This window comes from Pseudoalteromonas sp. Isolate3 (assembly GCF_022398505.1).
Taxonomy (GTDB): domain Bacteria; phylum Pseudomonadota; class Gammaproteobacteria; order Enterobacterales; family Alteromonadaceae; genus Pseudoalteromonas; species Pseudoalteromonas apostichopi.
In genome coordinates this window covers 64,984-77,735 of sequence record NZ_JAKEVN010000006.1, presented here as the reverse complement: position 1 = coordinate 77,735, position 12,752 = coordinate 64,984, and the positions used below count along the sequence as shown (strand labels likewise).

Sequence of the window (12,752 nt, the reverse complement as noted above, 5' to 3'; positions counted from 1 at the left end):
ATCTTCAGAGTACTAGCTTTTTATCTCTAAAATTAGTTTAGCTATTTTAAAGGTAATAATTTATTTGAAAGGTAATATAGCATATATTCTTATAGCAACAATTTATTCAACATTTACACTTTTACCTGCTTAACTATTTATTCAATTTTTATCTAGCTTATTAATTAGCCATTAAAACATATTTCGAACTAGACAATTTTGACAAATAATTAGGCTATGATAGCTAATTCATTTTAACCAATCACGAGAAATGAGTTCAGTTTCGTAAGTACTTTACCTATATAAAGCCAAGTTAACTCACCACACATTTCTTGTTTAGCTAACTAATAAAACCCATACCAACTCTAATACACATCAATACCATAGCACTCTGCTTAAATACTGCTCCCTATATTGAGACAGTATTTTAAGTTTTATTTAAAAGAGTCAAATAGACTCTTTAATTTCCTGACTTATATTCATAATTGTAATAACCATAATACCCATAGGCATTGCTGGCTTTCTTAAGTACACCATTAAATACCACGCCTTTTACATCTATACCATTTTGTTCAAATCGATTGCGAGTTAGCTCTAACTCGCGTATGTGGTTTTGCCCGAAACGTGTTACTAGTAGTGTACTCCCAGCATGAGCACTCACTATTGCAGGGTCAGTCACTGCTAAAATAGGCGGTGTATCTATAATTATTAAGTCGTAATGATCTTTAATGGTTTCTACCAGCTTTGAGAAGCGCTCATGCATTAATAACTCAGACGGGTTCGGCGGTACTTGGCCGCGGGTAATTAAATGTAGGTTTGGTACCTTAGTTTGTTTAATTACATTTTTAAGCTCTAATCGACCCGATAAAAAGTCACTTAAACCGCTTTCCCACTTTTCGTTAAAGGCTTTTTGTAAGTAGCCTTTACGCATATCAGCATCAATTATCAACACCTTTTTATCACTTTGTGCTAATACAGTTGCTAAATTCACCGATATAAATGATTTACCAACACCAGGGCTTGGGCCAGATATAGCAACAACATTATTTTTTGCCTCCATCATCGCAAAGTGTAAGCTAGTACGTAGGCTACGTAGTGCCTCTATTGCTAAGTCAGCTGGGTTTTCAACCGCTAATATGGTATTTGCTTGGGTGGCTTTTCGGTTTTTAAGCTTACCAAACGATACCAACTTATCCTGATGGTCAGAATACGGTACGCTGGCATAAACAGGTAAGCCCATGGCTTCTATTTCGCTTGGGTCTTCAATCCCTTTATGCAGTGCTTTTTGCACTAACACAATTGCAACTGCAAGCATGCCACCAAGTATAGTCGCCATAACCACTATTAGCGCTTTTTTAGGTTTAACCGGTTTTGATGTATTTACCTCTGCGTGGTCAATAATTCGTACGTTACCTACGGTACCTGCACGCACAATATCGAGCTCTTGGGTTTTAGCCAGTAGCATGGTATAAATTTGGTTGCTTACCTCTACATCGCGGGTTAAACGTAATAACTCTTGCTGGGTAGATGGTAAGTTCGTTACTTCACCAGTTAGTTCATCCTTTTGTTTTTTTACTGCTTTAATTTGCTCAAGTATACCTTGATAAGCAGGATGGCCTTTTTTAAATTTACGGCTAAGCTCCAAGCGTTGTAATTCTAGCTCTTGTAATTTAGTTTCTAGCTGTACAATTTGGTCAAGTACACCTTGTGTTTCTAGCGTAATATTTACTGATTTCTGCTTAATTTGATAATCGTTAAAGCGCTTTTCGGCATACTCAAGTTGCTTTTTAACCTCAGGTAATTGCACCTCTAAAAACTCTAGTGACTTTTGTGCCTCTGCACTGTTGCGCTCAACATTGCGGCGTACATAAATACCTGCGACTTCCTCAAGTACTTTTTCAGCGTAGCCATAATCTGTATCTTGCAAGGTTAAGTTAATAATGCCAGAGTCTTTGCCTTTTTCACTTGCACCAATGGCTGCTTGTAAATCTAAAATGGTATTTAAGCGGTCACGCTTGGTAATAATAAACTCAGTACCTGGGCGTGCATTTAAGTTACGCACAGTTAACTCAATAATACCGTTAGTAAGCTCCTGCCCTACTTGCCCAGTTAATACTGTTTCGCCCTCTTCATTTAACAATGCCAATTGGTTATTTTGCTGAGCAACCACTACAAACTCAGTACCAATATTAAAGTTTGGTACATCAAACCTAAATACATCTATGCTCTCACCGCCCCATGCGTAAGAGCTTGCACCAAAGCTCGACTCTGCCAGTTCACCCGGTGAGCTTGGTTTAAAGCGTCTATAGGCTCGGTTACCAATTAGCGGGAATAGTTTTGGTTCAACTACTGTATCGAGGTTTAGTTTGTCGACTGCTTCACCAATTACAGAACGCGATTTCAATAGCTCGATTTCGGTTACCGCGGCCGAGGTACTTTCGAACATGCCGCTCATGTCATCAAAGCCCGGTACAGTGGCGCTGTTGTCTTCTACCTGTATCATGGCGGTTGCTTGGTAAACAGGTGCTGCATACATAGCATAAATAACACCTAGCACCATAAACACGCCGGTGATGGCCATAATAAATAATTTACGGTCTAGTAAGGCACCCAATAGGGCCATTAGATCTATCTCTTGCGACTCTTGCTGATTACTTTGCGATGTTCGGTTGCTATTATTAAGCGATGAAGGCTGAGCATTCATTAATGCAGTTTCCTTATAAATACTTTTGCCAAGCGCTACATGCGCTGTCTATTAGCTCATAAACATGGGTAAATGCTTCTAAGCTTTGACGATATGGGTCGGGGATCTCGGCGTCGTTTAACCATTTGCCTAACAAAAACGTTTTACCTCTTGCTTGAGGGTAACGCGTGCATAAGTCAGTTAGATGACGTTGTTCCATCACTAAAATAACGCTGTTGTTCTGTACTAATGCTGAATTAATTTGTTGGCCACGGTGCTCTGCCATGTTAATGCCATGCTGCTCAGCAATTTGCTGAGCAGTGGCATCGGCTGGTTTACCTTCTAATGCAGTTAAACCAGCCGAAGTAACAGTAATCCCTTTGTTTTGTAACTTACTTTTAAGTACATACTCGGCAGTTGGGCTTCGGCAAATGTTGCCAGCACACACTACTAATACTGAGTCAAACATACTTATCCTTAGTTTGTATTGGCTACATCGTTAATTGAGTCAACCGTAGAAATAGACGGTAGCAATAAACTGATTACGCGGTTCCAGCGTGCAAGTGGTGCAGCGGTTACATATACAATATCGTGCGGTTTAAGCTCAAATTGCTCTGCTAAAACCAGTGCAGCTACATTTTTAGCATGTAATTGGTACACATCTGCGATGACGCCATCTTTAGCTAAATCACGCTTACGTAGTACAAAAATGCCGTTTGCATCGGCGGTTGCTTCTTTAATACCGCCCGTGTCGCTTAATGCTTGTGCTAAATTTAAGCCATAACGATCAATATCTACGGTGCCAGCTTTAATTACATCGCCCAATACATACACTTGGTGTTTATCGTTACGGCTAACATGCACAATATCACCATGTTTTAATAACCGGTTTTGCGAAATATCACCATAACTATAAAAGTCATCAAGGCGAATTATTTCTGTTTTATTACCCGAGGTGTAGGTTACTTCACGCCAATCGGCGCGCTCTGTAATACCACCCGCGTTGTTTAAAACGTCTATAATTGTGAGCGGAATTTCTGTAATTGGGTATACACCAGGGTTTTCTACTTCGCCTGTTACATAAGTTTTTTGGCTTCTAAAACCAACTATTTTTATATCAACTTGTGGGTTCTCGATTACTCGGCTTAAGCGCTTTACAAGGTCTTCGCGCACTTCGGCAACAGTGCGCCCTGCTGCTGGTATTTTAGGAGCATAGGCATAAGTGATTGTGCCATCTTCAGCTACACGAAAACCATCAAACTCTGCAGTACGTTGTACAGCCGCAGGAATGGTTAATTCTGGATGATCCCATACACCAATTGTAAGTACGTCACCTACCCCTAAACGATATTGGTAATCAGATGTATCAATACCTTGCGTATTACTGGTATTAACTTTTTTGGTTTCACGCTTTTGAATATTAATCAATGAAGAATCAATAACTTGAATGTTAACTTTTTCAAGGTCTTTTTCTAAGTTTTCTACTTGAGACCCTGAGTTTATACCTTCGTAATGACTACCTGGTATGATTGTACATGCACTTACAGAGAGGAGAGATAAAGATGCTGCAAGGAGTTTAAATTTGAACGCCATTCTTCTTCCTAAAAGATTATTATATAAGTTTACACTTACTTATTTTAAAGCTGATCAATTAAAGCATGACGGCTTGTTATACGCAAGTTAACAAGGCCTTGAATTAAGGCTAAACATAGCTATTTTTATACATAAACCTGACCACTAAAGAGGCGATTAAAACGCATTAGCAGTATGAGTTTTACAATTTCTATGGAGTTCTTTTTAGGAGTAATTAAAGTCGAAGACTTTTATGACTTGTTTATTCGTAAATTAGCAAATTTGCATTACTATCCATTTACATTGGAACATCCTTAAGTAGGGGCATTATACAGGCGGCTCGCTATATTTCAAGCTTGGTTTTGTTTCTAAAAACGGTTTAAATATAACCCATAAGAAAACCGCTTGTTAGCTAAGTAGTTATGCTAACAAGCAGCTCTAATTTCACTGATAATTGCTGTTCTGTTCGCCTTTAGACCAGCTAAAAAATATTTAACTGGTAAATAAACCTTCAATGATACGTTCGCACGCTTTTCCATCACCGTATGGGTTATGTGCAAAGCTCATTTCTTTGTATGTTTCTTTATTCTCAATCAGCTCACTCACCGCTGCTATAATTTTTTCGCTGTCTGTGCCTACTAACTTAACGGTACCTGCAGCTACCGCTTCTGGGCGTTCTGTAGTATCACGCATTACTAACACTGGTTTGCCTAAACTTGGCGCTTCTTCTTGTACGCCACCTGAGTCTGTTAAAATTAAATATGCTTGGTTCATCAAAAACACAAATGGCAAGTAGTCTTGTGGGTCGATAAGCTTTACATTGCTTTTATCTGCCAGCAAGCGTTTGACCGGTTCTTGTACATTTGGGTTTAAATGCACAGGGTATACAAAGTTATAGTCAGGGTATTTTGAGGCCAGCGACGAAATTGATTGGCAAATTCGCTCAAACCCACCACCAAAGCTTTCGCGACGATGACCTGTAATAAGTACATAAGGTTTATCTAAAATATCAGCGAACTTGTCGGTTAGCTGCTGCTGTACATCCTCTTTTGGCAGTACGTTTTTTTTAACTTGCAGTAATGCATCTATTACCGTGTTACCCGTTACAAAAATAGCGTTTTTTGATACGTGTTCACGTAATAAGTTTTCGGCAGACGCTTGCGTAGGAGCAAAATGCTTTGCTGTTAATACGCCCGTTAATGTGCGGTTTGCTTCTTCTGGCCATGGGCTATACAAATTACCTGTACGTAAACCTGCTTCTACATGACCTACTTTAATTTGCTTGTAAAACGCGGCCATTGATGCTGCAAATGTCGTGGTTGTATCGCCATGAACAAGCACCCAGTCAGGTTTAAACTCATCAAGCACATCACGTAGGCCAAGTAAGATCTTACTCGTAATATCGTATAAATCTTGCCCTGCTTTCATTATGTTTAAGTCATAATCTGGCGTTATTTGAAAAAGATCCAGTACTTGGTCAAGCATTTCTCGGTGCTGTGCTGTAACACACACTTTAGCTTCAATTCTTGCATCGTTTTCGAGCGCAAGAACTAACGGCGCCATTTTAATTGCTTCGGGGCGGGTACCAAATACGGTTAAAACTTTCATCTATTATCCTAAACACAAAAGCCTGCCAAAAATGGCAGGCTTACTAAATCTACTTATTGAGTTAAAAAATTCCGCGGCTATCAACAACCACTTTTCTGGCTACTTGCTCTGCAGGTATGTCCTTAAATTCTTTATGATCAACCAACACTGCTAGTGTATTACTGCGCTCAAGCGCTTCTTCAATTGAAACCAATTTAACGCCTAACGCTGCTAGAGCTTCTGGTAGCTCGTTGATATTTGGTTCAACAACTAGCACTTCTGCTTCATTGTTTTGAGCTAGCATCTTGGTAATATCGAGTGCAGGGCTCTCGCGTAAATCATCAATATCAGCTTTAAATGCAATACCTAAACACGCTATCACTGGCTTTTTAAATTGATCAGCTGCATCGGTTATTTGCTTTAAAACATAATGAGGCTTTGCGTCATTAACTTCACGAGCCTGACGTATTAACTTTGCAGTTTCTGGCGCAGAACTAACAATAAACCATGGATCAACAGCAATGCAGTGACCACCCACACCAGGGCCTGGGTTTAAAATGTTTACTCGCGGGTGACGATTTGCAAGCTTTATAAGCTCCCAAACATTAATATCTAACTTATCGCATATCATTGATAGTTCGTTTGCAAACGCAATGTTTACATCACGAAATGAGTTTTCTGTTAGCTTTGCCATCTCTGCTGTTCTGGCGTTTGTTAGTAAACATTCACCCACAACAAAGGTTTTATACAAGGCAACTGCTTTTTTCGAGCACTCTTCCGACATACCGCCTATAACGCGATCATTCTCTACAAGTTCACGCAAAACGTGACCTGGCAATACACGCTCAGGGCAATGTGCAATGTTTATATCTGCTTCGTTGCCAGCGGTTTGTGGAAAAGTTAGGTCTGGGCGTGCTTCGGCTAACCAGTTTGCAAGCTCTTCTGTTGCCCCAACAGGCGAAGTTGACTCTAAAATAACTAAATTGCCTTTTTCGAGTACTGGCGCTATTGCTTTTGCAGCAGCTTCTATGTAGCTCAAATCTGCTTGGTAGTCTTCTTTAAAAGGGGTTGGAACAGCTACCATAAATGCTTCTGCTTTTTCTGGCTTTGTTACTGCCTTTAAATTACCGGCTTTAACTGCGCTGCGTACCACCATATCAAGGTCTGGTTCAACAATATGTACGTTCCCTGCATTAATTGTATCTACAGCATGTTGGCTTACATCAACCCCAATAACATTAATTCCGCGTGATGCAATAACAGCTGCAGTTGGTAAGCCTATGTAGCCAAGCCCAACGACTGATACAGTTTTAAATAACATTTAAACCCCTAATTTAAATTAACTTTTGTAAAAACCCAGCCCTGGGCAACTTTAAACTTTTTTTGTAAGGTAGTAATAAAAATACTTAATTAAGTTACTTTGCCTCAATATCCTTGTTGGCTGGCTTAATAATCTGTAGAGCCACTCTAAGTTTACGGCTCTAAAAGCGGCAGGTGCTCGTTTTACATTTTCGGTAAACACGTCATAAGTGCCACCTACTCCCATAAAAAAGGCAGATGGGCACGACTTCTGACACTCAAAAATAAATAACTCTTGACGAGGCGAGCCTAAAGCAACACTTACAAGCTTAGCTCCTGAGCTAGCTATTTCTTCAATAACTTGCTGCTCTTCGCTAGCAGAAAAATAACCGTTTCGATAACCAACAACATTTACGTCTTGCGCTAGCAATTTGCTATAAGCTTCAAGCACCACAGATTCTTTTGCGCCTAATAAAAATACTGGCACATTATTCTCTGCAGAACGTAACATTAAACGCTCCCAAAGCTCACAACCAGGAATGCGCGCCACAGGCTGTTTTAATCGCTTTGACATTACATAAGACACACCAATACCGTCTGGGTATCTCAAAGTAGCTTGTTGCAATGTGCTCATAACCTGTTGATCAATATTCGCTGCCATTACCTTTTCAGGGTTTATTGCAACTGCAACACCTGGCTTTACGCCCTCAGGTACTAAAATTGAAGTATCAATAAGTTCATCAATTGATTGGTAGGCTAATACGTCAATCCCACCTACATTTACACTATTCATTATCAACTCTCAATTTAGCGTATATCTTTAAAACTTCCTCTGTTACAGAGGATAACTGGTATGGTGCGGCAGAGTTTATTGCACAGAGGCGCATTGTTAAATAGTCTTGTTCTGATAAGTCCAAAACTTGCTCTATCGCAGACGTTGCGCTAACACATACGTTTTCGTCATTTGGAATTAAAAAGCCATTTTCGCCATTTAGTACTTGCGCGGTGCTGCCGTCGGTCTGCGTTGCTATTACAGGTAACCCACATGCCATAGCTTCCGCCATTACCAAACCAAATGATTCATTATATGATAAATTAATCAACATGTAACTTTCGTTATAAATTGTAACCAGCTGTTGTGCACTGCAGTAATCAAAATAACGAATGCTCACATTCTCGTTTTTAGCGAGACGCTCTATAAACGAACTATCGCCTGACCCTACTATCGCTACCGTTAACTTACGCTGAAAATTTTCTAAAATTGCTTCGAGCCTATCAATGCCTTTGTTTTTATTTAAATTCCCTACAAAAACAAAATCGAAATGTTTTATTGCGGTTGTCTGTGGCTCATAAAATAGGTCATTCACACCCGCACTTAGCACACTTGCAGAAACAGGCTTAAAAAATCGCTGCTTTAATTTTTCACTCACAAAAATAAACTTATCAACAAAACCTGAGCTATACCGATAAACAGGCCCAGGTGTTGGATACAAATAAATATCGCTACCATGGAAGGTAACAACGATTTTTGCTCGCCAATTTCGAAAAAGCTTATAAGCAATAGCTAATAAAACATTCGGAAAATAAAAATGAATATGAATGATATCGTACTTTTTAAATGAAAAAATATAGCTAAGTACAAAACGTAAAAAGAACAAAGGATAACGCAATAACTTAGCAATACCCGACTTTTCTTCTTGATCTAAATAATAAAAGTCAACATGGCAATTACCCTGCTTTTTTAAGCTCACATATTGGTTATAAACAAACCGCCCTGAATTTGGCTTGTTTTTACTTGGCCCCATGTTCGATAAGAGTAATACACGAAAATCGCTCACTTCTTTTGTTTCTCCATACGCTTGAGCTTAACGCCATAGTTGGCACGCGACGGTATAAAGTGAAACATTAATCGGTATGTTAGCTGTATAAAAGGTATAAAAGCTGCTGGTGTCTGTGGGGAATAACCCGACTCTACAACCTGACTCTTATACTTTGAAGCTGTTTTTGACCATATTTTCTTTAAATTACGATAAGACACCGCTCGTGAATAGTCTTGTTGAATAAATGAGTCAAATACTATTCGAGAGGCAAATGGTGAGACTATTGTAAAAAATTGTGCGGCTAATACATTGCTACCAAATACGGTATAGCGACCACCTCTACCATACACAAACTCATAGTAAGTCACTTTTTGATAATCATTTAATGCTAAGTTAGCAGTTTTAACTTTATAATCTTGCCACAGTATCTCAAATTCGCCGTTAGTCAGTTCTTTATAGCGTAACCGAAGTAACTTATGTGCGCTAAAGTTGATAAAACGATAAACAAATGGCACTAACTTTAATAGCTCACCTCGCTTTCCCTTAAAGTTAATGTAGGTGCCGCGCTGAAATAAATCACCTAAGTAACCGTCATAAAAAGTAGAGGCTTGGTTATAGTGCTGTGCAATGTAGTGATAATTGGTATACAAGCGATTAATAGGCTTTAATGTGGCAAACGCCATTTCGTCCAAAATTGCTTGTTCTTGTCCATGAAGTGGCTGCTCATTAAAATCAAAGGCATGGTAGTGTTCAAAGTCTTGCTGGTAATGCCCTGCTATTTTGCGTTCTGGCGAACCTTCGGGTCCGTAAGTAAAACCATATTTATAAGTGCCATTCGCTAATAAATAACGAGAATCAAGGCCACTACTTAAAGGTAAAATGCGAGTGTCATAAGGCCAGAATTCAGTTAATGTATTTACATACTCTCCAAGGTCTTCTATTGCTTTGCCGTCATAAAATGTAAAGTAACTCAGCTCTGTTCCAGAAGTAATTGCCGCACCAGGTTGTAGGCGCTCAATTTCGTTATAAAGCGTGAAATTACCAAACAAATGCTGCTTTTTACCAAGAATGCTTTGCATATCATTATTTAATGTATGCTTGTCAGTAAGAAGTGCTTTAACACTTGGCGCAATACGAAGTTCACTCGCTAGTCTATCGATATAGTGAGTTGATAAACCTAGTGCATCCGTTAGCAAAGTAGTTTGCTCACCATTTTTCCAATAAATGACAAATACACCTGCCAAAATATCGTTTAATACGCTTGGTCCGTGTTCAACAATGTCTTTAGCAAGTAAAGCAAGCGGGTTTAACTTTTGTTTATAGATAAACCAACCTGAAGCAATAAATACTTGCTCTTGATATATCTCTATCGGCGGAGTCGACCAAGCATTGGTATCGTAAATCAAATAACCTTGGGCTATATTTTCAGGAAATTTATATAGCTTGCTATTGTCGGACATTGCAGCAAAAGAAGCCGGTAATGACTTTGGATCGCAATTTAAATACATGCCACGCATTTTATTTATCCTTATGACGCTGCATTTGTATTAACAGACGTACGTTGTTGACGTCGTTGTAGGTAGGCTTCAAGAGGCTTTTTACCAAACACCGCCCCAACCAGTAATTTGACTATTACGCGTGGGTTTAATAACTTTAACTTTAAAGCATGGGTGTATTTTTTTATTGCCATCATTCGGTTACCGCTACGTAATTCAAAGTCTGCCAAACTTTCGAACTGTCTTGATAAGCCAGTATTTAAGCCAAGGTGAAGATACTCTGCCTCGTATTTATCTATAATTGCACGATGACCATTCGCTTTTGATACCGGGTTACATGAAATACCATCATCAGCAAGTTGGTACGTAATAAGTGCTTCGGCTAAGTGAATTGCAGGGTATTTTTTTGATAAACGTAGTAGTAAATCATAGTCTTGCATGCTTGGTAGACTGTTATCAAAGCCTTCAACATCGCGGATAGCATCCGTTGCAATTAATAAGACGGATGTGCAAATACCATAACCTTGATTTAGTAACGATTCATATAAGTTATCGGCTCCAAGGCAGCCAAAGTACTTTTTCCAGCCTTGATACTCTAAATACATATCGGAATAACAAATAGCTGCATTGCTTTTCTCTAATGCGTCGATTTGTTGTTCAAGTTTAGTTTGTAGCCACAGGTCATCATCATCTAAAAATGCTACATATTCGCCTTGCGCAAAATCAACACCGGTATTGCGCGCTTGGCAAGCTCCTTTGTTCGCACTATGGCGAATATATTTAATTCGCTGTTCATCAGCATATTGTTCCATTACAGCTTCGGTTTGGGCACGCGCATTGCTACTAGGATCATTATCATCAACAATCACTATTTCCCAGTTCTCATAGCTTTGAGCCTGTACACTTGCGATTGCTTTAGGTAATGCATGCGCACGTTTGTACGTTGGTATGATGACAGTAATTAATTTATTCATTTTAAAAGCCTAGGTAATATATCGCGCTTACTTATTTCGGTAACCATCGTAATAAGTAATATCTGTTTCGCTATAGTGCTTAAAGGTTAAGAAGTAATCTAACCCTTTGTTTTCTATCGGATGTCTATGTATTTCATCTTGATAAAAAAAGTTACTTTCATTAATCAGGAGCACATAAGAAAATGCGGCCATATGAAAAGCGATAACTAAAAATAAAAAGGTGCCTGTTATTATTTTGGGTGTTATGTACTGAAATGCTAACAACATTAAAGGGGCATACAAAAGATACAACGGCAATAAAATGCGATGTAACTCATCACCTATAAAAAACAGCGCAATAAAGCTGAGCAATGTCAAAAAGCTCATCATATTAAATAATCGAATATACGTTGGGCTTGTTGTTTTTATATAGCCAGGTAATGCGATAATCGTGACGAAAATAAAAAACAACAAAGAAGGTAGTTTTGAAAAACTAGGTTCAAAAACTAAACGCGTTAAAATTTTATTAATCATGTAATGATTAATAACAGAACCTACCCCTTTAATTGCTAACACCCCAAAAATTGCTGCAAAAACAAACCCTAAAATCAACAAGATTAATTGTTCAATGTTCCAACGTCGATTTAAATGCTTACTAAAAATAAGCAAAGGGAGTAGTAAAAAGCTTGTTGAAAAGTGCATTAAACTTCCTAAGAAAAAAATGGCTATGCCATGTTTCTTATTCGTTTGTGAGTACCAAATTCCATAGAGTAAAATTGGCACAGCCATACACGCTCTGATCAAGTGCCACTGACTTTGAAAGAACTTATAAAAAAATACAATCATTAAAAAGCACAGCAGTGGGCTAGGATTATCAACTAACTTACAAAATTTCCAAATTAACAGGTAGGTAACCGCTAGCGTTGTAAAGTAGTAAAGGAATGAGTGATTATTAGTTAGGCTCGCTACAACCCAGCTATATAAAGCAAACAAGAAATCTGCATGCTTTGCATACAGTAATGAGGTGGGTAACATACTAGAAAAGCTGCTATAACGCTCATAAGCCATTAAGTAAGAGGGCATATCATCTGCTCCCCCCCAAAGATAGCCTATATGACGCGAAGCGATCAGCACAGATAACGAGAACACAACAAAAAAGACGATTGCACTATCAAGCTTGGTTTTTTGTACTGCAAAGGCGTAAATAAATACGCCTGCAACCCAAGCTAAAAATGGCAAAAATAACCAGCCTGCAAGCAACAGGCAGCCAGTGATTAATAGCTTGGTATTTACTACTTGCTGTTGTTGTTCAGCAAAGCAGAGAGAGTCGTCAGCGTTCAAGTTATAACCTTATCACTTTGGC

General features: G+C 38.8%; 10 protein-coding genes. All 10 read right to left on the bottom strand.

Translation table 11 applies throughout. The annotated features are described in order from the left end of the window. Window positions 1–439: 439 nt before the first annotated feature. The 10 genes from L1D46_RS02830 to L1D46_RS02785 all read right to left on the bottom strand — a co-directional run bounded on the left by L1D46_RS02830 (window position 440) and on the right by L1D46_RS02785 (window position 12,730). Complete coding sequence (locus L1D46_RS02830) at window positions 440–2,683, bottom strand: polysaccharide biosynthesis tyrosine autokinase (RefSeq protein WP_239976755.1); 2,244 nt, start codon at window positions 2,681–2,683, stop codon at window positions 440–442. Window positions 2,684–2,696: 13 nt separating this feature from the next. Continuing rightward, complete coding sequence (locus L1D46_RS02825; protein WP_130050477.1) at window positions 2,697–3,131, bottom strand: low molecular weight protein-tyrosine-phosphatase; 435 nt, start codon at window positions 3,129–3,131, stop codon at window positions 2,697–2,699. 8 nt (window positions 3,132–3,139) lie between these two features. Continuing rightward, window positions 3,140–4,255, bottom strand: a complete 1,116-nt coding sequence (locus L1D46_RS02820) for a polysaccharide export protein (RefSeq protein ID WP_239976754.1) — start codon at window positions 4,253–4,255, stop codon at window positions 3,140–3,142. 471 nt (window positions 4,256–4,726) lie between these two features. Further along, window positions 4,727–5,842 (bottom strand): UDP-N-acetylglucosamine 2-epimerase (non-hydrolyzing), encoded by a 1,116-nt coding sequence (gene wecB / locus L1D46_RS02815; RefSeq protein WP_239976753.1) that lies wholly within the window; start codon window positions 5,840–5,842, stop codon window positions 4,727–4,729. Window positions 5,843–5,903: 61 nt separating this feature from the next. After that, window positions 5,904–7,142 (bottom strand): UDP-N-acetyl-D-mannosamine dehydrogenase, encoded by a 1,239-nt coding sequence (gene wecC / locus L1D46_RS02810; RefSeq protein WP_239976751.1) that lies wholly within the window; start codon window positions 7,140–7,142, stop codon window positions 5,904–5,906. Between the two features lie 51 nt (window positions 7,143–7,193). After that, window positions 7,194–7,913: a WecB/TagA/CpsF family glycosyltransferase gene (locus L1D46_RS02805; RefSeq protein WP_239976750.1), complete on the bottom strand. Its 720-nt coding sequence runs from the start codon at window positions 7,911–7,913 to the stop codon at window positions 7,194–7,196. After that, window positions 7,906–8,958, bottom strand: coding sequence for a glycosyltransferase family 4 protein (locus L1D46_RS02800; protein WP_239976749.1), 1,053 nt, complete (start codon window positions 8,956–8,958; stop codon window positions 7,906–7,908). The genes L1D46_RS02805 and L1D46_RS02800 overlap by 8 nt, the downstream gene beginning before the upstream one ends. Next, window positions 8,955–10,457 carry a hypothetical protein gene (locus L1D46_RS02795; protein WP_239976748.1) on the bottom strand — a complete coding sequence of 501 codons (1,503 nt, stop codon included), beginning with the start codon at window positions 10,455–10,457 and terminating at the stop codon, window positions 8,955–8,957. Before L1D46_RS02795 ends, L1D46_RS02800 begins: the two co-directional genes overlap by 4 nt. Window positions 10,458–10,468: 11 nt before the next feature. Further along, window positions 10,469–11,410, bottom strand: coding sequence for a glycosyltransferase family 2 protein (locus tag L1D46_RS02790; RefSeq protein ID WP_178926275.1), 942 nt, complete (start codon window positions 11,408–11,410; stop codon window positions 10,469–10,471). Between the two features lie 27 nt (window positions 11,411–11,437). Further along, window positions 11,438–12,730, bottom strand: coding sequence for an EpsG family protein (locus L1D46_RS02785; RefSeq protein ID WP_178926276.1), 1,293 nt, complete (start codon window positions 12,728–12,730; stop codon window positions 11,438–11,440). Window positions 12,731–12,752: the final 22 nt, after the last annotated feature.